Origin of the sequence: Rheinheimera sp. 4Y26, from assembly GCF_025245835.1 — a bacterium.
Lineage (GTDB): Bacteria > Pseudomonadota > Gammaproteobacteria > Enterobacterales > Alteromonadaceae > Pararheinheimera.
On sequence record NZ_JAOBWS010000002.1, the window covers coordinates 313,950 to 338,069 of the forward strand.

At 49.1% G+C, this 24,120-nt stretch carries 20 protein-coding genes; 18 read left to right on the forward strand and 2 right to left on the reverse strand.

Going from position 1 to position 24,120, the window contains the following annotated elements; genetic code table 11:
- The first annotated feature begins 169 nt into the window (after positions 1–169).
- The 13 genes from N3Z11_RS05255 to rpoS all read left to right on the forward strand — a co-directional run bounded on the left by N3Z11_RS05255 (position 170) and on the right by rpoS (position 13,338).
- Positions 170–2,653 (forward strand): penicillin acylase family protein, encoded by a 2,484-nt coding sequence (locus tag N3Z11_RS05255; RefSeq protein ID WP_260656106.1) that lies wholly within the window; start codon positions 170–172, stop codon positions 2,651–2,653.
- Positions 2,654–2,901: 248 nt separating this feature from the next.
- Positions 2,902–4,542 carry a CTP synthase gene (locus N3Z11_RS05260; RefSeq protein ID WP_260656107.1) on the forward strand — a complete coding sequence of 547 codons (1,641 nt, stop codon included), beginning with the start codon at positions 2,902–2,904 and terminating at the stop codon, positions 4,540–4,542.
- 56 nt (positions 4,543–4,598) lie between these two features.
- Complete coding sequence (eno, locus tag N3Z11_RS05265) at positions 4,599–5,891, forward strand: phosphopyruvate hydratase (protein ID WP_260656108.1); 1,293 nt, start codon at positions 4,599–4,601, stop codon at positions 5,889–5,891.
- 149 nt (positions 5,892–6,040) lie between these two features.
- Positions 6,041–6,691, forward strand: a complete 651-nt coding sequence (locus N3Z11_RS05270; protein ID WP_260656109.1) for a hypothetical protein — start codon at positions 6,041–6,043, stop codon at positions 6,689–6,691.
- A gap of 113 nt (positions 6,692–6,804) precedes the next feature.
- The gene (gene ftsB / locus N3Z11_RS05275; RefSeq protein WP_260656110.1) at positions 6,805–7,089 is read left to right on the forward strand and encodes a cell division protein FtsB; all 285 of its coding nucleotides are present in this window, start codon (positions 6,805–6,807) and stop codon (positions 7,087–7,089) included.
- Positions 7,086–7,775 carry a 2-C-methyl-D-erythritol 4-phosphate cytidylyltransferase gene (ispD, locus tag N3Z11_RS05280; protein ID WP_260656111.1) on the forward strand — a complete coding sequence of 230 codons (690 nt, stop codon included), beginning with the start codon at positions 7,086–7,088 and terminating at the stop codon, positions 7,773–7,775. The genes ftsB and ispD overlap by 4 nt, the downstream gene beginning before the upstream one ends.
- Positions 7,772–8,254, forward strand: a complete 483-nt coding sequence (ispF, locus tag N3Z11_RS05285) for a 2-C-methyl-D-erythritol 2,4-cyclodiphosphate synthase (protein WP_260656112.1) — start codon at positions 7,772–7,774, stop codon at positions 8,252–8,254. The genes ispD and ispF overlap by 4 nt, the downstream gene beginning before the upstream one ends.
- Positions 8,254–9,417, forward strand: a complete 1,164-nt coding sequence (gene truD, locus N3Z11_RS05290; protein ID WP_260656113.1) for a tRNA pseudouridine(13) synthase TruD — start codon at positions 8,254–8,256, stop codon at positions 9,415–9,417. Before ispF ends, truD begins: the two co-directional genes overlap by 1 nt.
- A gap of 3 nt (positions 9,418–9,420) precedes the next feature.
- A complete protein-coding gene (surE, locus tag N3Z11_RS05295; RefSeq protein WP_260656114.1) occupies positions 9,421–10,173 on the forward strand; it encodes a 5'/3'-nucleotidase SurE in 753 nt (250 codons plus the stop codon).
- Between the two features lie 2 nt (positions 10,174–10,175).
- Positions 10,176–10,829 carry a protein-L-isoaspartate(D-aspartate) O-methyltransferase gene (locus N3Z11_RS05300; protein ID WP_260656115.1) on the forward strand — a complete coding sequence of 218 codons (654 nt, stop codon included), beginning with the start codon at positions 10,176–10,178 and terminating at the stop codon, positions 10,827–10,829.
- Between the two features lie 23 nt (positions 10,830–10,852).
- Positions 10,853–11,431 carry a YqaA family protein gene (locus N3Z11_RS05305; RefSeq protein ID WP_260656116.1) on the forward strand — a complete coding sequence of 193 codons (579 nt, stop codon included), beginning with the start codon at positions 10,853–10,855 and terminating at the stop codon, positions 11,429–11,431.
- A 139-nt stretch (positions 11,432–11,570) separates the two neighbouring features.
- Positions 11,571–12,263: a peptidoglycan DD-metalloendopeptidase family protein gene (locus N3Z11_RS05310; protein ID WP_260656117.1), complete on the forward strand. Its 693-nt coding sequence runs from the start codon at positions 11,571–11,573 to the stop codon at positions 12,261–12,263.
- Positions 12,264–12,339: 76 nt separating this feature from the next.
- Positions 12,340–13,338, forward strand: coding sequence for an RNA polymerase sigma factor RpoS (rpoS, locus tag N3Z11_RS05315; RefSeq protein ID WP_260656118.1), 999 nt, complete (start codon positions 12,340–12,342; stop codon positions 13,336–13,338).
- A 76-nt stretch (positions 13,339–13,414) separates the two neighbouring features.
- Here rpoS and mutS read toward each other — a convergent pair whose 3' ends face one another.
- Positions 13,415–16,018 carry a DNA mismatch repair protein MutS gene (mutS, locus tag N3Z11_RS05320; protein ID WP_260656119.1) on the reverse strand — a complete coding sequence of 868 codons (2,604 nt, stop codon included), beginning with the start codon at positions 16,016–16,018 and terminating at the stop codon, positions 13,415–13,417.
- 33 nt (positions 16,019–16,051) lie between these two features.
- Between mutS and N3Z11_RS05325 the strand changes: the two genes are divergently transcribed.
- Both N3Z11_RS05325 and recA read left to right on the forward strand, forming a co-directional pair.
- Positions 16,052–16,564, forward strand: a complete 513-nt coding sequence (locus N3Z11_RS05325) for a nicotinamide-nucleotide amidohydrolase family protein (protein WP_260656120.1) — start codon at positions 16,052–16,054, stop codon at positions 16,562–16,564.
- Between the two features lie 45 nt (positions 16,565–16,609).
- On the forward strand, positions 16,610–17,668 hold the full coding sequence (gene recA / locus N3Z11_RS05330; protein ID WP_260656121.1) for a recombinase RecA: 1,059 nt from the start codon (positions 16,610–16,612) through the stop codon (positions 17,666–17,668).
- A 178-nt stretch (positions 17,669–17,846) separates the two neighbouring features.
- On the opposite strand, the gene N3Z11_RS05335 is transcribed toward recA, so the two are convergent.
- A complete protein-coding gene (locus tag N3Z11_RS05335; protein WP_260656122.1) occupies positions 17,847–18,737 on the reverse strand; it encodes a hypothetical protein in 891 nt (296 codons plus the stop codon).
- 151 nt (positions 18,738–18,888) lie between these two features.
- Between N3Z11_RS05335 and metA the strand changes: the two genes are divergently transcribed.
- The 3 genes from metA to metH are packed head-to-tail and all read left to right on the forward strand — an operon-like array spanning position 18,889 to position 23,533.
- On the forward strand, positions 18,889–19,818 hold the full coding sequence (gene metA, locus N3Z11_RS05340) for a homoserine O-succinyltransferase (protein WP_260656123.1): 930 nt from the start codon (positions 18,889–18,891) through the stop codon (positions 19,816–19,818).
- On the forward strand, positions 19,818–20,909 hold the full coding sequence (locus tag N3Z11_RS18030; RefSeq protein ID WP_313771333.1) for a homocysteine S-methyltransferase family protein: 1,092 nt from the start codon (positions 19,818–19,820) through the stop codon (positions 20,907–20,909). Before metA ends, N3Z11_RS18030 begins: the two co-directional genes overlap by 1 nt.
- Positions 20,909–23,533 carry a methionine synthase gene (metH, locus tag N3Z11_RS05345; RefSeq protein ID WP_313771334.1) on the forward strand — a complete coding sequence of 875 codons (2,625 nt, stop codon included), beginning with the start codon at positions 20,909–20,911 and terminating at the stop codon, positions 23,531–23,533. The genes N3Z11_RS18030 and metH overlap by 1 nt, the downstream gene beginning before the upstream one ends.
- Positions 23,534–24,120: the final 587 nt, after the last annotated feature.

The window sequence follows — 24,120 nt, forward strand, 5'->3', positions numbered from 1 at the left end:
ATCAGATCTGGGCCGCAGCCATCCGATTGCGTCAGGTCACAGCAGCTTAGGCAAGTCCTCTGCTACCACAGGTCGGGCAGGCAAGGCACTGACTTGTCGCCAGAAAGTATAATTGTGTAAAAAATATGCTAATGTCAATTTCACTTTAAACGACAAAGGAGTGACGTTGATGAAGTTGTCTTATCTGCTTGTGCCTGTAACCGCCAGCCTGCTGCTGGGTTGTAATAACGATGAGTCCAGCCCGCCACCACCAGAGCCCAGTCCGGCGGAAAAAGTCAGCATTTTGTACACAGCCCATGGCGTACCCCATATTCAGGCCGGCAGTTACCGGGCGCTTGGTTATGGCGTCGGCGTGGCGCAGGCCAGCGAAAATTTGTGTACGCTCTCAGAACAATTATTAAAACTCAAAGGTGAAAAATCCCGTTATTTTGGCGCAGGTGCAGCACAGAAAAACCTGTTGTCGGATTTAGCCTATCGGGCGCTGGATTTTCGCCTTCAGGCGCGCCAGTTATATGGTGCAGTGCCTTTTGACAGCAAAATGCTGATGCAGGGTTACGCCGAAGGTTTTAATTATCAGCTGCGCCAGTTTGGCAGTAGCAATAATTATCCAACGCCCTGTCGCGGGGCGGGCTGGGTGACGCCCATTCAGCCGGAAGACTTGCTGGCTTATTATCTGGATTTGGCCAGTTTAGCCAGCACCCGTAACTTTTTAGCGGCCATGGCGGTGGCTGCGCCGCCAGGTCAGCCCACCGCTGTCGCGCCTTCGGTGGCCGCTTCACAGGTTCATGCCACAGTGGAAGGTATTGGCAGTAATGGCTGGGCACTTGGTAAAGACAAAACCGATGGCGCTCAAAGTGCATTGTTAGCAAACCCGCATTTTCCCTGGGACGGTGAACTCAGATTTTTTGAGCAGCACTTAACCATACCGGGTGAGCTTGATGTGACGGGCGTCAGTATGATTGGCATGCCGGCCGTGCTGATTGGCTTTAACCAGCATCTGGGCTGGACACACACTGTGTCGCAGTCCAAGCGTTTTACCCTGTATCAGCTGAGCCTTGATGAAAACAATCCGCTGCGTTACCGCTATGGCAGTGAATATCGTGACATCAGTGCCCAAAAGGTTAGCATTGAAGTGCTGCAGCCGGATCAAAGTATCAAAACCGTGCAAAGCACCTTATACCGCAGCCATTATGGCCCTATGCTGGATTTAACGGCGTTATCGCCGGCTTTGGGCTGGAATCAAAAAACAGCTATTACCATGCGTGATGCCAATGCCGGCAATAGCCGGATGTTGCAGCACTGGCTGGCTATGGGCAAAGCACGGAATAAAGCTGAGTTTTTACAGGCCTTTAGTCAGAATAATGGCATTCCATGGGTCAATACTGTGATGGCCGACAGCAGTGGTCATGCGGTGTATCTGGATGGTAGCCAGGTGCCTCAGTTAAGCCCCATGGCTGAAGCCTATTGGGTCAATGCCAGTAAAAGCCCGCAGCTGGCGCCCATCTGGCAAGACGGTGCCGGTAATATTTTATTGCCAGGCTCAGATCCTGCCTTTGAATGGCAAGACAGTGGCGATGCCGGTGGGCCAGGGCTGATGCCTTTTGCCAAAGCGCCAAAACTGGAACGCACCGATTATGTATTTAACGCCAACAGCAGTCATTGGTTGAGTAATCTCGCGGCGCCACTGGAAGGGTTTAGCCTGGTGTATGGCCCTGAGCGCACTGAGCGTAGCCCCCGCACCCGCTATAATGCGTTGCTGATTAGCAATCAGGCGCCGTTGCAGCTGGCGGGCGAGGATGGCAAATTTAATTTTGCCGAGATCAAATCTGTGTTTAGCCACAATGGTTCGTTATTTGGTACCGAGTTCAAAACTGCTTTAGCACAACGTTGTGCCATGTTCCCGCAATTACAGCTGCCGGCTGGTTTGGTGGATTTGAGTGCAGCCTGTCAGGTGCTGGCGAATTGGGACGGCCGTTATCAGCTTGATAGCCGGGGTGCACATCTGCTTCGGGAATTTTTGCTGGCCTATCGGATTGCCGGGGAGCGCAATTTAGATAAATCCTTATATCAGACTGCTTTTGATGCAGACAATGCCGCGCTGACACCTTCAGGTCTTGCGCCTTATACCGCAGCAGCGCCTGAGCAGGATAAAGTGCTGCTGGCCTTTGCCAGTGCAGTGCAGCGTTTAACTCAGGCCGGTATTAAGCTTGATGCACCACTTGGCACTATTCAGTTTGTGCAAAAAGCACAGGGGCTGGACAAATTGCCCATCTCAGGCGGCTATTCTTATGAAGGTTTATTTAATATGAGCGAGAGGGCGATACCGTCACGCAGCACAGCCGATTTAGCCAATGTGGTGTCGGGCATAGGCCTGCCTGGTTCGCTGTTGTCTACTGTGACTGTAGATGGCAATTCAGAACATGCTTACCGGGTAAATTACGGCAGTAGTTTTGTCATGGCACTGCAGTTTACCGCACAAGGCCCGAAAGCCGATATGATGCTTGCTTACAGCCAGTCACACGACCCGGCATCGCCGTTTTTTGCCGACCAAACCAAACTTTTTAGTCAGGGCCAGTGGCGGCCCATGTTGTTTCAGGCCGATGAAGTGAAAAACGCTACTGTCAAAACACTGACCTTAACGCTGGAACCTTAAAGGTCGCTGTATCAGGTCTGGGTCAAAGCACGGTTGTAGCGCTTTGACCCGGCTACAACCTCAGGTCTTTTAACGCTGGCAACATTAAGCCAAGCTTTCGATTGAGCCTGTGTTTGCTCTTTGCTATACTTTCCGCCCGTCCTGATACCAATTCTGATTTCCTTAATTGTTCTCCCTGTGCAAACAGGTAACAGCTATTGAAGACAGTTTGGTGTGATATCCAAAATTCAACGTGCCTCAGGGGTCTCATGACTACAAGATACATCTTCGTGACGGGTGGGGTTGTCTCATCTTTAGGTAAAGGTATTGCCGCTGCTTCTTTAGCTGCAATTTTAGAAGCGCGTGGCCTGAAGGTAACAATCCTGAAACTGGATCCTTATATCAACGTGGATCCAGGTACCATGAGCCCAATTCAGCACGGTGAAGTATTTGTCACCGAAGACGGCGCTGAAACTGATCTCGACTTAGGTCATTACGAGCGTTTTATCCGCACTAAAATGACTAAACTGAATAACTTCACTCAGGGTAAAATTTATTCTGAAGTGCTGCGCCGTGAGCGCCGTGGTGACTACTTAGGTGCCACTATTCAGGTTATTCCGCATATCACCAATGAAATTAAAGCCCGTGTTGTTGCCGGTGCTGAAGGTTATGACATTGCCATTGTTGAAATTGGTGGCACTGTCGGTGATATCGAATCTTTACCATTTTTGGAAGCCATTCGTCAGCTGGGTACCGAAATCGGCCGCGAACGTGCACTTTTTATGCATTTAACCCTGGTGCCCTATTTAGGCACTGCCGGCGAAATCAAAACCAAGCCAACCCAGCATTCTGTCAAAGAGCTGCGTTCTATCGGTATTCAGCCGGATATTCTGGTGTGTCGTTCAGACCGTTCTATCCCATCCAATGAAAAAGCCAAAATTGCGCTTTTTACCAATGTGGAAGAACGTGCAGTTATTTCGTTAAAAGACGTGTCCAGCATTTACCAAATTCCGGCTTTGTTAAAATCTCAAGGCCTGGATGATTTAGTGGTACGCCGTTTTTACTTAAACTGCCCTGAAGCTGACTTAAGCGAATGGGAACAGGTGCTGTACCAGGAAAGTAACCCAACGGGTGAAGTGACCATAGGTATGGTGGGTAAATACGTTGAACTCAAAGACGCCTATAAGTCGGTGAACGAAGCATTAAATCATGCTGGTTTAAAAAACCGTTTAACTGTCACTATCAAATACATCGACTCACAAGATGTTGAAACCAAAGGCAGTGCTATTTTAGCTGGCCTGGATGGCATTCTGGTGCCTGGCGGTTTTGGCGAACGTGGTGTCGAAGGCAAAGTGTTGGCCGCTCAATATGCCCGCGAAAATAAAGTACCTTACCTGGGTATTTGTTTAGGCATGCAGGTGGCACTGATTGAATTTGCCCGTAATGTGGCTGGCATGAAAGGCGCACACTCAACCGAATTTAACAAAGACACAGCTTACCCTGTGGTGGGTCTCATCACTGAATGGCTGGACAGCGCAGGCCAGGTGGAGCAAAGAACCGACGATTCGGATCTGGGCGGCACCATGCGTCTGGGCAGTCAGAACTGTAACCTCAAGGCCAATACCAAAGCCCGCGAAATTTACGGTGCCGACGTGATTAGCGAGCGTCACCGTCACCGTTATGAAGTGAACAATCACTTTATTCCAAAACTTGAAGAGGCTGGCCTGATTATTTCCGGTTTGTCGGCTGACAATCAGCTGGTTGAAATGATCGAATTACCAAACCACCCATGGTTCGTGGCGGGTCAGTTCCATCCGGAATTTAACTCAACACCACGCGACGGTCATCCGTTGTTCCAGGGTTTTGTTGCAGCAGCAGCTAAATATCAGAAACAGCAAACGACAAAATAATGAAAAAGCCGCGCCTTGGAGTGCGGCTTTTTTGCTTTAGCCTACAGGGGATATACATGTCAGAAATTATCAATATCGTTGCCCGTGAAATTCTGGACTCGCGTGGTAATCCAACAGTTGAAGCCGATGTATTTTTAAAAAGCGGTGTGATGGGCCGTGGTTGTGCACCATCAGGCGCATCAACTGGTACCCGCGAAGCATTAGAGCTGCGTGACGGCGATAAAAGCCGTTATTTAGGTAAAGGTGTACGCACTGCTGTTGCCAATATTGAAGGCCCGATTAAAGCGGCTCTGGTTGGCAAATGTGCTTACGAGCAAGCTAATATCGATCAGCTGATGATTGATTTAGACGGCACTGAGTCTAAGTCGAAATTAGGCGCCAACGCTATTCTGGCGGTGTCTTTAGCAGTGGCCCGCGCTGCAGCTGCCGATAAAAAAATCCCTTTATATCAGCATATTGCCGACTTAAACGGCACACCAGGTGTGTATTCAATGCCAGTACCTATGATGAACATCATCAATGGTGGTGAGCATGCTGACAACAACGTTGATATTCAGGAGTTTATGGTACAGCCGGTTGGCGCCAAAACTTTTGCAGAAGCACTGCGCATGGGCGCTGAGATTTTCCACCAGCTGAAAAAAGAACTGCACAGCCAGGGTTTAAACACCGCTGTGGGTGATGAGGGTGGTTTTGCGCCGGATTTAAAATCAAACGAAGAAGCCTTAACTGTCATTTCTAAAGCTGTGGCCGCTGCCGGTTACGAGCTGAATAAAGACATCACTTTAGCTTTAGACTGCGCCGCTTCTGAGTTTTACCATGACGGTAAATACAAACTGACCGGTGAAGGTAAAGAATTCACTTCGTACGAATTTAACGACTTCCTGGCTGGCCTGACTAAAAAATTCCCTATCGTGTCGATTGAAGACGGTCTGGACGAATCAGACTGGGACGGCTGGAAAGACTTAACCAATAAAATTGGCAACAAAGTACAGCTGGTTGGCGATGACCTGTTTGTGACCAACACCAAAATTTTAACCCGTGGTATTGAGCAGGGCATTGGTAACTCTATCCTGATCAAATTTAACCAGATTGGTTCGTTAACTGAAACTTTAGCGGCCATTAAAATGGCAAAAGATGCTGGTTTTACTGCAGTGATTTCGCACCGTTCAGGTGAAACTGAAGATGCCTTTATCGCTGATTTAGCGGTAGGTACTGCTGCGGGTCAAATCAAAACCGGTTCATTATGCCGCTCTGACCGTGTGTCTAAGTACAACCAGTTATTGCGTATTGAGCAAGAGCTGGGCGCCAAGGCACCGTACAAAGGCCGTTCTGAAATCAAAGGCCAATAAGCTTTTGACTCCGATAAAAAAAGCGCTTTATGCGCTTTTTTTGTCAAACCGGTTTGATGTTATTCACTGTTGGTTTTGTTTGGAAAATCGCAGCAACTGGATAAAAACGCAGCCTTTTAGTGCCCTATGAAACAAGCTACCATCGTCGGATGAAGTCACAAAACGAACTCTGGTTTTTACCTGAGCAAAATCAGACCTATATCGAGCTGTGCAACACTTTGTACGAGCGGGAATTGTTGCGTCTGGCACAAACGCCTGCGGATAAACTGCCCTGGTTGCCCAAACGTCTGGCAAGTTTGCCTTTTTATGTGCGTGAAGCCGCTTCGTTAATTTTAAAACACCCATCCCCTTTAACTTTGGATAGTCAAAATGCCTGCTGGTTACATAGCCAGAGCAAAGTGTGCCCTGTACCTCATGTGGATGAATCAGAAAGTATTTTTGCCTTTTATCATAAAAACGCCAAACTGGGTTTGCTGGTGCCGGTGTATTGTAAAGAACAGGATATTGAACAAATCCGGCTCGATTCAGTGGATGAAATTGACCACGAAGGTCAGCGTATTCATTGTAATGAGCATGGTTGGTTTGCGATGGCAGGTTGGCCGCAGGAGCCGGACAATCAGCAAAAACTCTTGCTCAAACCCAGTAAAACTGTGCTGGTGGCTGTGTGTTGTGGCCATCAGTGGCGCAATCAGGAACGTAAAACGCCCAGGTTACTCAGCTTGCGTGAGCTGTTGTTAGCCAGCCGGTTGAACTGGCAAAACTTTGCTAAACCGCATCAGGCAAAAAAAGAACTGCGTTAAAGGGTAAAAAGCCCGCCATCAGGTGCAATAGGCCAGAAATAGCAAATATCGGGGCTTTTCAGCAGCGGGGGAAGCCTTCATAATAAAGCCAATCCTGAACTGACTGGTGTGTTATGCGTTTATTGCTTGTGATCCTGCTGACATTATGTGCCGCTTTGCAGTACCGGCTTTGGTTCGGTCAGCACAGCGTCAAAGAATATCTGCAGCATAAAGAAGAATTACGCACTCATCAGCAAAGTAATCTGGAACTGCAAAAACGCAATAAAATGCTGCAGGCAGACGTTGCCGATCTGCAACAAGGTTTGGATTCTATTGAAGAACGTGCCCGTAACGAGCTTGGCCTTATCAAACAAGACGAAGTCTTTTTCCGCTTATTGACCCCTCAGGGTAAAAAATGACCATTGCTGTAGTGATCCCTGCCGCAGGGGTTGGCCAGCGGATGCAGGCAGACAGACCCAAACAATATTTAGAGCTTGCCGGTAAAACTATTCTGGAACACACAGTAGAACGTTTACGCCAGGTGCCTGAGCTTGGCCCGGTGTGGCTGGCGTTAGCCCCGGATGATGGTTATTTTGCTGCAACCAGCCTGGCGGCCAGCCCCGGCATCTACAGAGTGAATGGCGGTCGCGAGCGCGCCAATTCAGTGCTGGCCGGTTTAATGGCCATTGACGAGCGTCAGTATCCCTGGGTGCTGGTACATGACGCAGCCAGACCACTGGTGCAGGTTAACGATATTCAGAAACTGATCAAGCGCTGCCTTGAAACAGGCTGCGGTGGAATTCTGGCGACACCGGTGCGCGACACCATGAAACGTGGCATGGGCACAAAGGAACATACCCAGGTGTTGCAGACGGTAGAGCGCGCTGATCTCTGGCATGCGCTGACGCCGCAACTTTTCCCGACGGCACAGCTCAGGCAATGCCTTCAACAAGCCTTACAACAGGGCGCTGCTATTACCGACGAAGCTTCGGCACTGGAATGGGCCGGTTTGCCTGTGCTGTTAGTGAGCGGGCGCGCCGACAATATCAAAATTACCCAGAGCGAAGATTTACAGCTGGCTCGTTTTTATCTGGAGCAACAATGACCCCTTTTCGAATTGGACACGGTTTTGATGTACACGCCTTTGGCGGTGATGGCCCAATTACCCTGGGTGGGGTAAAAATTGATTACCCTCAGGGGTTATTGGCCCATTCGGATGGTGACGTGGTTCTGCATGCCGTGGCCGATGCCTTGCTGGGCGCTGTGGCGCTTGGTGATATAGGTCATCATTTCCCCGACACAGACGCTGCTTTTAAGGGTATCGACAGTCGTATTTTGCTGCGTAAAGTATTTAGCGATGTCAAAGCGCTGGGTTATCAGATAGCTAATCTGGATGTGACTATTATGGCGCAGGCGCCAAAAATGGCGCCGCACATTACTGCCATGCGCGAAGTACTGGCCGCCGATTTAGCCTGCAGCCTGTCACAGGTGAATGTCAAAGCCACCACCACTGAAAAACTCGGTTTTGTTGGTCGTAAAGAAGGCATTGCCGTGGAAGCCGTGGTGCTGTTGGTGCAAGCCTGATGCCAGATCTGAATAAAACTACAGATGCCGGTTTAAAGGCGGAAGTCTCAGCAACCGACACAGGCGTTGCCGGGCCTGTGACTGCGCCTGTGACTGCGCCTGTGGCTACACCTGTGATAGTGCCTGAATTTGCCCCTTTGGCTTATTTATATGGTGAGCCTTCAGCCACTGCTTTGTTACGCACTGAGCCCGGCGATTTTATTGTGGATGAAGAGCTGAGTTTTACGCCAACAGGCGCCGGTGAGCATATGCTGCTTTTGGTCGAAAAAATTGGCCAGAACACCCAGTATGTTGCTAAACAAATCGCCGCTGCCGCAGGCTTAAAAGCCAGACTCGTCAGCTACGCCGGTTTAAAAGACCGGCATGCCGTGACCCGGCAATGGTTTTGTTTACCTGTGCCTATTAAACAAGAGCTGCATTTTCAGGACTGGAATATTGAAGGTGTGCGCATTCTCGATACAGTCCGACACCAGCGCCGGCTGAAGTTAGGTTCGATTAAACAAAACCACTTTAAGTTAAAGCTGCGCTCAGTCAGCGACAAAGCCGAAGTAGAAAAGCGGCTTGCGCTTATTAGCCAAGGCGTACCAAATTATTATGGTGAACAAAGGTTTGGCCATGACGGCGGCAATTTAAGGCTGGCGGCAAAACTTTTTGCCGGCCACAGTATTCCGGACCGGCAACTCCGTGGTCTGGCCTTGTCGGCCAGTCGCTCCATGTTATTTAATCAGCAGGTGTCGGCCAGAGTGCAGCAGGGCATATTCGACCAGTTGCTACCTGGTTCTGTGGTACAGCTGGATGGTTCGGGTTCGGTGTTTCATGTTGAAAGTGTCGATCAGGCAATTTTGCAACGTTTGATGGAAGCTGATATTCACCCGACGGCGGTATTGCCGGGCATTGGCAAAGTGTTGGAAAGCAGCGATGCACTGTTATGGCAACAACAGCAACTGGCGCCTTTTGCTCACTGGGTGCAGGCGCTTTGTGATTTAAACGTCAACACCGAAAGACGCGCAGCCCGTTTAAAACCCAAGGCCTTGAGTTATCAATGGCAGGGTGATGATCTTGAACTGCAGTTTGCGCTGCCGACAGGTTGTTTTGCCACCTCTGTACTCAGAGAGTTGGTCAGATATCAGGATGTCAGCCGCGACTTTTCCAGTCTGGAGTAATTGATGCGGATTTTATTAAGTAATGATGATGGGGTGCACGCCAAAGGTATTTTGGTGTTACAGCAGGCGTTATCACAGATTGCCGAAGTGACCACTGTGGGGCCTGACCGCAACTGCAGTGGCGCCAGCAATTCGTTAACTTTGCTGAATCCGCTGCGCACCCAACGTCTGGATAATGGTTTTATTGCCGTAAACGGCACCCCCACCGACTGTGTGCATCTGGCCATTAGCCAGCTGTTTGATAAAGCCCCGGATCTGGTGGTGGCCGGCATTAATCACGGCGCCAACTTAGGCGATGATGTGCTTTATTCCGGCACTGTGGCCGCCGCCACTGAAGGCCGGCATCTGGGCTTGCCGGCTATTGCTGTTTCACTGGCAGGTCACGACGATGAGCACTTTGTCACTGCTGCTTATGTCACAGTGCAGGTGATTAAAAAGCTGAAATCACACCCGCTACCGTCGGATCAGATTTTAAATATTAATGTACCTTCAGTGCCGCTGCATGAACTCAAAGGCATTGCCGTTACCCGACTTGGCCGGCGCCATAAAGCCGAAACCATGACCAGCACCACAGATCCATGGGGCCGATCGATTTATTGGTATGGTTCCTTAGGGCCTGAGCTCGATGCCGGTGAAGGCACAGATTTTCATGCCATTGCCAATGGTTATGCGTCGGTCACGCCGCTGCAGATTGATATGACGGCCTATCGCAGTCTGCAGCCACTGCAGGATTGGCTAGAAGGAATAGAGATTTGATCATGGCGGTGGCAACTCAGCGCAGCGCCGCTTTGCTGGCGCAAAAATTACAACAGGACGGTATTAAAGACCCAAAGGTGCTGGCGGCGCTTGCCAATACGCCCAGGCATTTGTTTGTTGAAATGGTATTGGCGCATAAAGCTTACGAAAACACCGCGCTGCCGATAGGGCAGGGTCAGACCATTTCCCAACCTTATATAGTGGCGCGGATGACCGAGTTATTGCTGGCACAAAACGAAACCAATAGCTGGCATCCTGCCAATGTGCTGGAAATAGGTACAGGTTCTGGTTATCAAACTGCGATACTGGCGCAGTTATTCCCCAAGGTCTGTACCGTAGAGCGGATTAAAGCACTGCAATTTCAGGCCAAACGCCGCTTGCAGCAGCTGGATTTGCATAATGTGTCGATGAAACATGGGGATGGCTGGCTCGGCTGGGCAAGTAAAGCGCCTTTTGATTGTATTATTGTCACCGCAGCACCAACCCAGGTGCCGGCTGATTTGCTGGCGCAGCTCAAAGACGGTGGCAGGCTGGTGATCCCGGTTGGGGCGCAGGAACAGGTGCTCAGGGTTTATACCCGAAGTGGCGATGAGTTTAACCAACAAGATGTAGAAGCTGTCCGGTTTGTTCCTTTGGTACCGGGCGAATTAGCCTGATTGCAGATGTACAGGAGTCGTCGTTGAAAATTTTCCAATGGATGTATGACAAAGCGTTATTGTGGGCAAAACACCGTCATGCCGAACGTTATTTATTTGGTTTAAGTTTTACTGAGTCAGTGATTTTCCCGATCCCGCCTGATGTGATGCTGGCTCCAATGGCGCTGGCTCACCCGGAAAAAGCCTGGCGCTATGCCTTTTTAACCACTTTGGCTTCAGTGCTGGGTGGCGTTTTGGGTTATCTGCTTGGCTGGTTACTGTATGAACCTGTGGTGCAGCCCTTTATTGCTTACATGGGCTATCAGGACACCTTTGCATTAGTTGAGCGCTGGTTTAATGAATATGGCGTTTGGGTGGTATTTATTGCCGGGTTTTCGCCTATTCCCTACAAACTTTTTACTGTAGGTGCAGGTTTAATGCAGATGGCGTTTTTGCCTTTTGTCATTGCATCGGCTATTGGCCGCGCCAGCCGGTTTTTTCTGGTGGCGGGCCTGATGTATTGGGGCGGCGCCAAAATGCAGCAAAAACTACGGGAAATTGTGGATGTACTTGGCTGGGGCACTGTCGGACTTGGCGCAGTGTTGTACTTTATTTATGGCTAAGCGGATACTCCGGCCGCTGTTGTCGTTCGCTTTGGTCTGTTCTGTGGTGGCATGTTCCGGTTCCCACAGTCCGGCACCGGTGGATACATGGCAAAGTAAAAACAGACCTAAAGCCAGTTTAAGAGCAGAAACTTATCAGGTGAAAAAAGGCGATACCTTGTTTTCGATTGCTTTTCGCGCTGGTATGGACTACCGGGCTCTGGCCAGGCTGAACCGGATCCCCGAACCTTATACTATTTATGTGGGTCAGGTGCTGGTCACAGGGCAGGATACAGGCTATCAAACTGCACTGCGTGGGCCACAATCTGCAGACAAATCAGCAAATAAGAATTATTCAAAGCCAAGGGTTTCAAACAGTTCATCAAATAACGCTAAAGTAGTTGCACGGCAAAATCAAAAGCGCTATGGTCAGAATCAACAGGTCGAAGAACCTGAAAAAACCGGCAAGAGTACCAGTAACGGAAACGTATCGCAATGGTTATGGCCAGTGAAAGGTCCAATCCTCGCGAAATTTTCCTACCAGGAGCATGGCAACAAAGGCCTGGATATTGGTGGTGCGGTCGGAACACCGATCAAAGCTGCAGCAGCAGGCCAGGTTGTTTATGCCGGCAATGCGCTGCGTGGTTATGGCAATCTGGTTATTATCAAACATAACGATGATTTCCTCAGCGCCTACGCTCACAATCACCGTCTATTGGTGAAGGAGCGGGAATCGGTGGTTGCTGGTCAATTGATTGCAGAAATGGGCAACACTGATGCAGAGCGTGTACAGCTGCATTTTGAAATTCGTTTTCGTGGCCAATCTGTTGATCCGCTCAAATACCTAAAATAAAAACCACAAGCTCAAACGAAAGGAAAGGATTTCTGGCAGTTAAGCGTCACTACCCTGGTAGAGTTGGGAGAAGGATATGGGACACAAAGATGAAGACGAAGTAGTTGATTTTAAAGACACCGAATTAACTGAAGAAGTTGTATTGCTGGAAGATGAAGGCGCCGAGCCCGATCTTGCTGCACTTGCCGCCGAAGAAGACAACACGCCAGACGATGTATTCACCCGTGATGATAGCGCCAGAGCCATGGACGCGACCCAGATTTATCTTGGAGAGATTGGCTTTTCCCCGTTATTGTCTGCCGAAGAAGAAGTTTATTTTTCCCGTTTATCCCTCAAAGGTGATCAGGCCGCCCGCAAACGCATGATTGAAAGTAACTTAAGGCTGGTGGTGAAAATTGCCCGTCGTTATATCAATCGGGGTCTGGCACTGCTTGATTTAATTGAAGAAGGTAATTTGGGCCTGATTCGGGCTGTGGAAAAATTTGATCCTGAACGTGGTTTCCGTTTTTCCACTTATGCTACCTGGTGGATCCGCCAAACCATAGAACGCGCCATTATGAATCAGACCCGGACTATCCGGCTGCCTATTCATGTGGTGAAAGAGCTGAATATTTATCTGCGGGCCGCCCGTGAACTGTCACAGCGACTGGATCACGAGCCAACGCCGGAAGAAATTGCCGCTGCTTTAGACCGTCCGGTTGAAGAAGTACGCAAGATGTTAAAATTAAACGAAAAAATCACCTCGGTTGATACGCCTGTTGCCGGTTCTTCGGAAAAACAGCTGCTGGATATTCTGGCGGATGAAAAAGAACTGGGGCCGGAAACAGAGCTGCAGGACGCCGATATTCGTCACCATCTGGTGTTGTGGCTGGAAGAGCTCAATCCAAAACAACGTGAAGTGCTGGCCCGCCGTTTTGGTTTGCTCGGTTTTGAACCTTCGACGCTGGAAGATGTGGGTCGCGAAATTGGCTTAACCCGCGAGCGGGTACGGCAAATTCAGGTGGAGGCGCTACGCCGCCTGCGCGAAATTGTCACCCATCAGGGGCTGAATATCGAAACCTTGTTCCAGGAATAACCTGGTGATTTAGCAGATAAAAAAGGAGCCTTGGCTCCTTTTTTGTTATTTAGCTTTTAAAAGCGGTTTCAGCTTTTTACAGCTGGTTTTTTAACTGATACAACAGCTCCAGCGCCTGACGCGGGCTTAAATCATCCAGTTGTTGCGCCCTTAATTGTTCCAGCACCGGATGTGGCTGGTCGTCGATAAGCAGGCTTTGTTGCAGCGGCTGCTGACCGGCAGTTTTGCCAGGCTGCGTTTTTGTTGCCGTTTTTACCGGCGGTTGTATGTGTTGCTGCTCCAGCTCCTGCAGTTTTTGTTTGGCCTGCAAAATCACGGCTTTAGGTACGCCAGCCAGCTGTGCTACCTGTAAACCATAACTTTTACTGGCGGCGCCATCCTGCACCTGATGCATAAACACAATATGCTCATCATGTTCCACCGCATCGAGGTGAATATTCACCACACCTGGTAATAACGACGCCAGTTCAGTCAATTCAAAATAGTGGGTGGCAAATAAGGTCAGTGCCTGAATTTTGCAAGCGAGATAATCGGCGCAGGCCCATGCCAACGACAAACCATCATAAGTGCTGGTACCCCGGCCAATTTCATCCATCAACACCAGGCTTTGTGCCGTGGCATGATGCAGAATTGTGGCGGTTTCGGTCATTTCCACCATAAAAGTGGAACGGCCTGATGCCAGATCGTCCGAGGCGCCGATACGGGTAAAAATCCGATCTACAGGGCCAAGTTCAGCGCTGTCGGCCGGTACAAAACAACCAATATAAGCCATCAGCACTATGAGTGCAGCCTGGCGCATATAAGTGGATTTACCGCCCATATTCGGACCTGTCACCAGCAGCATGCGTCTTTGCGCGTTCATCTGCAGCGGGTTGGCAATAAAAGGTTCAGTGCTGACCGTCTCCACCACAGGATGGCGGCCACCCTGAATATCAATGCCAATATTGCTGACTAATTTAGGCTGCTGATAATTCAGGGTGCCGGCTCGTTCGGCAAAGTTAGTCAGCACATCAAGCTCAGATAACCGCGCAGCCAGTTGCTGCAGCTCAGCGAGGTAAGGCGCCGTTAAATCAAACAGCGCATCGTATAACTGCTTCTCAAGCGCTAAAGCTTTACTCTGACTGCCAAGCACCTTGTCTTCGTATTCTTTGAGCTCAGGAATAATATATCTTTCGTTATTTTTCAGCGTCTGACGGCGGATATAATCAGCCGGTACTGCGTCGGCAGCTGCACGGCCGGTTTCAATAAAATAACCCGCAACTTTGTTAAAACCCACTTTTAATGAAGCTATGCCGGTACGCTCTTTTTCCCTTTGTTCCAGCTGCTCCAGATAATCAGTTGCACCTGTTGCCAGTGCCCGCCACTGGTCAAGTTCTGCCGAATAACCCGGCGCTATGACCCCGCCATCCCGAATAAGCACTGGCGGGCTGTCGATAATGGCGCGCTGTAGTAAATCACACAGCTCTGGCAGTGGCTGACAGGCGTTTTTAATCTGCTGTAGCAGCGGGCTTTGCAGCTGTTGTAAACACAACGCCAGTTCCGGCAACTGTTGTAGTGCCTGACGTAAGCGGGCAAAGTCGCGGGGCCTGGCGCTACGCAGCGCCAGCCTTGCGATAATACGTTCAATGTCGCCAATTTGTTTAAGCGCAGGGGCCAGTTCAGTGTGGTAAGACTGTAACTCAGACACCGCCTGATGGCGGCTGCTCACCAGCTGTTGATCGCGCAGCGGCGCGTGGATCCAACGTTTTAATAACCGGCTGCCCATGGCTGTCTGGCATTGGTCCAGCACTGCAGCCAGCGTCTGGTCAAACTGGCCGTTTAAACGCTGGGTTAATTCCAGATTACGTCTGGTCGCCGCGTCCAGCACTATATGATCCTGTGCTTTTTCCAGCGCTACAGCGCGGATATGAGGCAAAGCAGCGCGCTGGGTGTCTTTGACATATTGCATCAGACAGCCGGCCGCCATCAGAGCCACCGGCGCTTCGCTTACGCCAAAACTTTGTAAATCGCGGGTGCCAAATTGCTGGCATAACAAGCGTTCTGCGCTTTTGGCTTCAAATTCCCACACCGGACGGCGGCGCACACCTTTGCGCTTTAAAATGGTATCCGGCAGCTGTAATTCTTCGCTGTACAGCAGCTCTGCCGGATTTAGTCTTTGTAATACGCCATATAAATCATCAAGTTGTGATACTTCTGTCAGTAAAAAACGACCTGAAGTGAGATCCAGATAAGCCAAACCATATTGCTGTTTCACCTGATAAAGTGCGGCCAGCAGGTTGTCCTGACGTTCGTTGAGTAAAGCTTCGTCTGTGACAGTGCCGGGGGTGACAATCCGCACCACTTTGCGCTCGACCGGCCCTTTGCTGAGCGCTGGATCTCCCACCTGCTCACAAATAGCCACAGATTCACCGAGTTGCACCAGCCGCGCCAGGTAGTTTTCGATAGCGTGGTGCGGAATACCGGCCATTGGAATAGGTGCGCCTGCCGATTGACCTCTTTTCGTCAGCGAAATATCCAACAGAGCCGCGGCTTTTTTGGCGTCGTCATAAAACAGCTCATAAAAGTCACCCATCCGGTAAAACAATAAAATATCCGGATTTTCGGCTTTCAGGCCCAGGTATTGTTGCATCATCGGGGTATGGGCTGTGGAGACTTGCTCGGCTTTCTTCTCTGACGGCATAATGGCGTTCTGACTTCCTGTATTGGACTAAAGATGACGGTTCCTGCGCAAACCCAACAACTGGCGGCTGAACTCGGGCAGCTATTATTACGGAAAAACTGCACTATCACCACTGCAGAATCCTGCACAGGTGGCGGTATTGCTTATAGCCTGACCGCCATTGCCGGCAGCTCGGCTTATCTGGATCGGGGTTTTATAACCTACAGCAATAAAGCCAAACAGCAGTTGCTGGCGGTCAAAAGTGCCACTTTGTTGCAATTTGGTGCCGTCAGTGAAGAAACAGTGCTGGAAATGGCCCAAGGTGCAGCTGCGGCGGCCAATGCTGAAGTAGCAGTGGCGGTTTCCGGCATTGCCGGGCCAGATGGCGGCTCTGCGTTAAAGCCGGTGGGCACTGTCTGTTTTGGTTTTTATCTGTTTGGCCATACAGTCACCACCCGCATGGTATTTCATGGTGACAGAGCGGCAGTGCGTTTGCAGGCCATTGATTTTGCGCTGCAGCAGCTGATTTTATTGTTGACAGAGCAAACGCATTCAACTACTGTATGAGCATACAGCATTTAATGCCTTTTCAGATTTTATCCGGAGATTCAAATGGACGATAACAAGCAAAAAGCACTGGCCGCCGCCTTAGGTCAAATTGAACGTCAGTTCGGTAAAGGTTCAATTATGCGTTTGGGCGACAGTACCGCACTTGATATCGACTATATCCCGACAGGTTCTTTAGGCCTTGATATTGCCCTTGGCATTGGCGGTTTACCTTGTGGCCGTATTGTTGAAATTTATGGTCCTGAATCTTCAGGTAAAACCACCTTAACTTTGCAGGTGGTGGCTGAAGCCCAAAAGATGGGGAAAACCTGTGCTTTCATCGACGCCGAACACGCCTTAGATCCGGTTTATGCCGCTAAATTAGGTGTCAATGTAGCCGATTTATTAGTGTCACAACCGGATACCGGGGAACAGGCGCTGGAAATTTGTGACATGTTGGTCCGTTCAGCTGCAGTAGATGTCATCATTGTCGACTCAGTAGCTGCCTTAACACCAAAAGCGGAAATTGAAGGCGATATGGGCGACAGCCATGTCGGTTTACAGGCCCGCTTAATGTCACAGGCGCTGCGAAAGCTGACCGGTAATATCAAACGTTCGAACACCTTATGTATTTTCATCAACCAAATCCGGATGAAAATTGGTGTGATGTTTGGTTCACCTGAAACGACCACAGGTGGTAATGCTCTGAAGTTTTATGCATCAGTGCGTTTAGATATCCGCCGCATCGGCTCTGTCAAAGAAGGTGACGAAGTGGTGGGTAACGAAACCCGCGTCAAGGTAGTGAAAAACAAAGTGGCCCCCCCATTTAAACAAGCCGAATTTATTATTCAGTATGGCGCCGGCATCAGTAAAAACGGTGAGCTGATTGATTTGGGTGTCAATGAGAAACTGATTGATAAAGCAGGTGCCTGGTACGCTTATAAAGGCAATAAAATTGGCCAGGGTAAAGCAAATGCCATGAAATTCCTGCAAGATAACCCTGCTGTTGCTTTAGAGATTGAAACTGAACTGCGCAATCGTTTGTTATTGCAGGCTACACACAAACCAACAGCGGCAGTGGACGATCTGATGCCAGAAGCATTAGAAATGGAAGATGATCTGTAAGCTGTAGTGAATGTTGTGTTTACAGGCAGCTGTTGCAATTGAGTACAGCTTTGACGAGCAGCATTTTTCCAAACAAAAAACCGGTGAATACCGGTTTTTTGTTTTTTAGCTTTTATGTACTCAGTGACGTTTTTATAAATAGCCAACTGCCAGATAAATTTTGGGCTTTAGCTTTGGCTTAGTGACTGTTGTCAGCCTGTTGATTCAGCACTTTGTAACGACCAGGTTCAACCAGGAAACCGGCCTGGCGGTACAGTTGCTGGATCCTGCCATTTTTTTCAAGCTCTGCAAGGCCAAGCTGCAAAGCCGCATAAGCTTCGGCGCCTGCCGGATGATGTTTACTGACAACAAAATGCCGGCTGTCATCAAGCAATACTGCAACTTTGGGCACTTGTTTTAACTGAATTTGCTCAAGCTGATACAGGCCATCTTTACTGTTAACAAAGGGCATCAGCATAAAATCCACCCACTGCATATGCACCATACGCGCCTGACTCAGCCACTCATCTTCGCGGACCAATTTTTTCAGCGGTAACGCCGACATAGTTTGCCAATCGGTGCGCCACTTGGGGGTGGAAACTGCGGTCAGTTCACGCAGATCGGCAAGTTCTTTCAATCGAAGCACTTTTTGGTTGTTTGGACTGGTGTAAATGCCGGCCAGATACTGACCTTTTTTGATCACGGGCTGACTGATCAACACTTTATCGGCTAAAGCTTTGGCGTCACTAAGCCAATAAGTGTCAAAACTCAGCAATAACTCGCCGTTCTGGAGCATTTTCGTATTACGAAAATTCACCTTGCCTGGCAGATAGACAAAATTGCGCTGAAAACCACCAAGTGCCAACGCCTGTTGCAACAACACCATGTCTGCCACGTCCCGACGCATAAAAGGACTGTGAAACTCTGTGATGGTCAGTACATCGCGGCCGGCGACAAATTTCTGATAATCCTCATATACATCGTCGCGGATAAAAATTTCGATAGCCGTAGTTTCGCTGCTTGCGGCTTTGAGCGGCGGGCTGAAGCAGATGGTGGCTAACATCACGCAACTGAACAAAGGCTGTAACATAACAATACAAATCCAAAAGCAGATATTGCAAGCATAGGCGGATTTAGTAAGGCTTTGGTATTTTTATTTAGCCATCTAAACGTTTAGAAGTTGACAATCTGGCTGCTTTTCGCCAAAGTAGCCGCACTTTGAATTTTTATCCGGAGCCGGCATGCCTATTAAAGTGGTGGATCAATTACCCGCAGTGGAAGCGTTATCCGCGGAAAACGTTTTTGTCATGACTGAAAGTCGCGCTTTAAAGCAGGATATCCGGCCACTGAAAATAGCCATTCTGAATCTGATGCCAAATAAGGTCACTACTGAAATCCAGTTGTTACGTTTATTGGCCAATAGTCCATTGCAGGTGGACGTGGATCTGATCCGGCTCGACAATCATGTCAGTAAACACACGGCAGAAAGCCACTTAAACTGCTTTTATAAGTTTTTCTCTGATGTACAGCAACAAAACTACGATGGCCTAATCATCACAGGTGCACCTCTGGGTCTGGTGGATTATGAAGATGTGAGTTATTGGCCGCAGCTGTCAGAAATTCTGGCCTGGGCTGATCGCCACGTCACGTCCACCTTATTCTTATGTTGGGCTGCGCATGCGGCGCTTTATTATTATTACGGCTTGCAGCGCGAGATCCGCGGTGAAAAGCTCTCCGGTGTTTATTGGCAGAAAGTGGTTCAGCCACTAAGCCCTTTGGTGCGTGGTTTTGATGATGAATTTTTGGTGCCGCATTCGCGTTATGCACAGGTGCCACAACAAAAATACCAGCAACATCCGGATATTCATGTGTTGGCGCAGGCTGATGTCACAGGTGCTTATCTGCTGCAAAACAGCAGTGGTAGCCGGGTTTTTGTTACAGGTCATCCGGAATACGACTTAACCACGCTCAATGATGAATACCAGCGCGATCTGACGGCGGGTTTAACGCCCAAAGTGCCGGAAAATTATTTTAAAGACAACGACCCGGCTAAAGGGCCGCAAAAATTGTGGCAAAGCCACGCCTTCTTATTATTCAGTAACTGGCTGAACTACTATGTGTACCAGGCCACACCTTTTGATATTCAGCAAATAGGTCAGGAGCAATTGTGATGACAGAGTTCAGTGCAGCCCATCAGCCCCGCACACGGTTAACACCTGCGGCGCTGGCGCAGTTATTAACAGAGCGGATTTTGGTGCTCGATGGCGCCATGGGTACTATGATCCAGGCATATCAGTTGCAAGAAGCAGATTATCGCGGCGAAGAGTTTGCCAACTGGCCGTCCGATCTGAAGGGCAATAACGATCTTTTGGTGCTGACTCAACCAAAAATCATCAGCGAAATTCATCACAAATATTTAGCCGCCGGCGCTGATATTCTGGAAACCAATAGCTTTAATGCCACGACCATTGCCATGGCAGACTACGATATGTCGCATCTGTCGGCACGAATTAATCGTGAAGCAGCGGCGCTTGCACGCAAGGCCTGCGATGAGTTTACCGCATTAACACCGGATAAACCGCGTTATGTGGCCGGTGTATTAGGCCCAACCAACAGAACTGCTTCTATTTCACCGGATGTGAATGACCCTGGTTATCGTAATATCGATTTTGACACTTTGGTGGCGGCATATCACGAATCGACCCTGGCGCTGATTGAAGGTGGCGCCGACATTATTATGCTGGAGACCATTTTTGATACCTTAAATGCCAAAGCCGCGGCTTTTGCCGTGCTGCAGGTGTTTGATGAGATTGGTTATAAATTGCCGGTGATGATTTCAGGCACCATTACCGACGCGTCAGGCCGCACTTTATCTGGGCAGACTACCGAAGCTTTTTACAACTCACTGGCCCATGTTGAGCCTGTCACTTTTGGCCTGAACTGCGCTTTAGGGCCAGATTTATTGCGCCCTTATGTCGAAACTTTATCAGGTATTTCTGAATGTTATGTGTCGGTGCACCCGAACGCCGGTTTACCGAATGAATTTGGTGAATATGACTTAGGCGCTGTTGAAATGGCTGCTGAAATTAAAGATTGGGCGGCGCAGGGCTTTTTAAATATTGTTGGTGGTTGTTGCGGCACCACGCCTGAGCACATAAAAGCCATCAGTGAAGTAGTGGCAGGTGTGAAACCACGTCAGCCCAAACCAAAGTCCCATCAGTTTCATCTGGCCGGCCTTGAAGCCTTTTCGTTGGAGTGGTAATGCAACAAGTCAGGTTTATCAATATTGGTGAGCGCACCAACGTCACAGGCTCTGCCCGTTTTAAAAAACTGATTCTGGATGGCAAATATGAAGCTGCATTGCAGGTTGCGCGGCAACAGGTAGAAAACGGCGCGCAAATTATTGATATCAACATGGATGAAGCCATGCTCGATAGCAAAGCGGCCATGGTGCGTTATCTGAATTTGCTGGCATCCGAACCCGATATTTCCCGTGTGCCTATTATGGTTGACTCGTCCAAATGGGACGTGATTGAAGCTGCGCTCAAATGTATCCAGGGCAAAGCTGTGGTCAACTCTATTTCTTTAAAAGAAGGCGAAGCACAGTTTATACATCAGGCAAAATTGCTACGCCGTTATGGTGCAGCTGTGGTAGTGATGGCTTTTGACGAAGTAGGGCAGGCCGATACCAAAGCCCGGAAAGTCGAAATTTGTCAGCGTGCTTATAAAATTCTGGTGGAACAAATTGGTTTTCCGCCACAAGACATTATTTTTGACCCGAATATTTTTGCCGTCGCTACAGGGATTGAAGAACACAACAATTACGCAGTGGATTTTATTGAAGCCACCCGTGAAATTAAAAAACTCTGCCCTTATGCCAAAGTATCCGGTGGCGTGTCGAACGTTTCATTTTCCTTTCGCGGCAACGACCCGGTGCGCGAAGCCATTCACTCGGTGTTTTTGTATCATGCCATCAAAGCCGGCATGGATATGGGCATCGTCAACGCTGGCCAGCTTGCTGTATATGACGATATTCCGGAATTACTGCGTGAGCGGGTAGAGGATGTCATTTTAAATCGCCGTGACGATGCCACCGAACGTTTGCTCGAAATTGCCGCTCAGTTTAAAGGAGACGGCACAGTCGCGGTGAAAGAGGACGAAGCCTGGCGTAGCTGGCCTGTCAACAAGCGGCTTGAACATGCGTTGGTGAAGGGCATTACTGATTTTATCGAAGTAGATACCGAAGAAGCCCGTTTACAGGTGGAAAGACCGCTTCATGTGATTGAAGGTCCGCTGATGGACGGCATGAATGTGGTGGGCGATTTATTTGGCGAAGGTAAAATGTTCCTGCCACAGGTGGTGAAATCCGCCCGGGTGATGAAAAAAGCCGTGGCTTATCTGCAACCTTATATAGAAGCAGAAAAGGCCGGTACCGGCGCCAAGGCGCAGGGCAAGGTGCTGATGGCTACCGTCAAAGGTGATGTGCATGACATCGGCAAAAATATCGTGGGTGTGGTGCTGCAGTGCAACAACTATGAAGTGATTGATTTAGGTGTAATGGTGCCCTGTGCCACATTGCTGCAAAAGGCCAAAGAGCTGGATGTGGATATTATTGGTTTGTCGGGTTTAATTACACCCTCTCTGGATGAGATGGTGCATGTTGCCAAAGAAATGACAAGGCTTGGTTTTACCATTCCGTTATTAATAGGTGGTGCTACCACGTCCAAAGCCCATACCGCGATAAAAATTGCGCCCAATTATCAGCATGGTGTGGTGTATGTGCCTAATGCATCGCGCAGTGTGTCTGTGGTGCAGTCATTAATTAGCCCAACACAAAAACCGGATTATCTGGCACGGGTGAATGATGAATACCGCCGTGCTGTAGAGCAACATCAGCGCGCCCGTCCCGGTGAAACAATGCTGACGCTTAAGCAAGCACGCGATAATAAGTTTCAGCTGGATTTAACCAAAGTGGCGCCGGCACCAAAAAAACCAGGTATTCATATCTGGCAGGATGTTGATTTACAGCAGCTGCGTGATTTTATCGACTGGACCCCCTTCTTTTTAACCTGGCAGTTGTCGGGTAAATTCCCGGCCATTCTGAATCATCCTGAAGTAGGGATGGAAGCCCGTAAGGTCTATCAGGATGCCAACAACATGCTCGATCTGATGATAGGTTCGCGCAAAGTCACAGGCCGCGCCATTTTTGGTTTGTTTCCGGCCAATAGTGAAGGTGATGACATTATTGTGTATACCGACGAAAGCAGAACCACAGAAAAACACCGTTTATATAACCTGCGCCAACAACTGCAACTGCGCAACAATGCCCCGAATTGTGCATTAGGCGATTTTGTTGCGCCGGTGTCTTCAGGTATTGCCGACTATATAGGTGCATTTGCAGTCAGCACGGGTTTTGGCGCTGATGAGTTCGCGGCTGAGTTTGCGGCCGCTCATGATGACTACAACAGTATTATGGTCAAAGCGCTGGCCGATCGTCTGGCTGAAGCGCTGGCAGAATATCTGCACCAACAAGTGCGTAAAGATTATTGGGGTTATGCTGCTGATGAAAATCTCGATAACGAAGCATTGATCCGCGAAGCCTATCAGGGCATCCGGCCGGCGCCGGGTTATCCGGCTTGTCCTGAGCATACCGAAAAAGGCACTTTGTTTGAGATGCTCAATGTCACCCCGGAGATTGGACTTGAGCTCACCGAAAGTTATGCCATGTGGCCGGGTGCGGCTGTGTCGGGTTGGTACTTTGCCCACCCGGACAGCAAATACTTTGCTGTGGGTAAAATTGATAACGATCAGTTAGCTGATTATGCCAGTCGCAAAGGTTTTACCGAACAAGAGGCACAAAGCTGGCTGGCGCCGAACTTACGCTGAACGTTTATTGTAGTTTTAAGCAGATAGCCTGAAGTCACTTGCGGGTAGATCGTTATTCATAAAAGGCTGGAAAACGGATTTTTCAGCGCAGCTTTGGTTTTTGTGCCGGTTTTAGCGGCATAAATGCTGCTAAAATACCCACTTTGGCCAATTAGTGTGCGGTTGAATGCAAAAAGGCATATTTCTTTAAATTCGCGCTTGCGCCATTTCAAAAACGCCCTATAATGCGCGCCATGCCGACGGGGTGGTGCGAAAGCAGCAAGCCGGGTGAGTTTGAAATAAGTTGAAAATGTCGATAAAAAGACGCTTGACACGAAATAAAAACTGACTAAAATGGCCGCCTCGCAACGACGACAGGCTCTAAGCTCTGAAAGTGGTAGTGAGGCAGAAGCCAGCAGTGGTTTCTGAAGTAAGTCAGGTTAAGCAGAGAAGCTTATTTAAATAGTAAAATTCTCTGCTTGACTTAAAATCTGGGAAGTGTAACATACGCCTCCCGCTTCGAAGTCGAAGCACGCTCTTTAACAATTAGCAATCAATCATCTGTGTGGGCACTCGTGATAGAAGATTCGCAAAAACGAATTAACTTA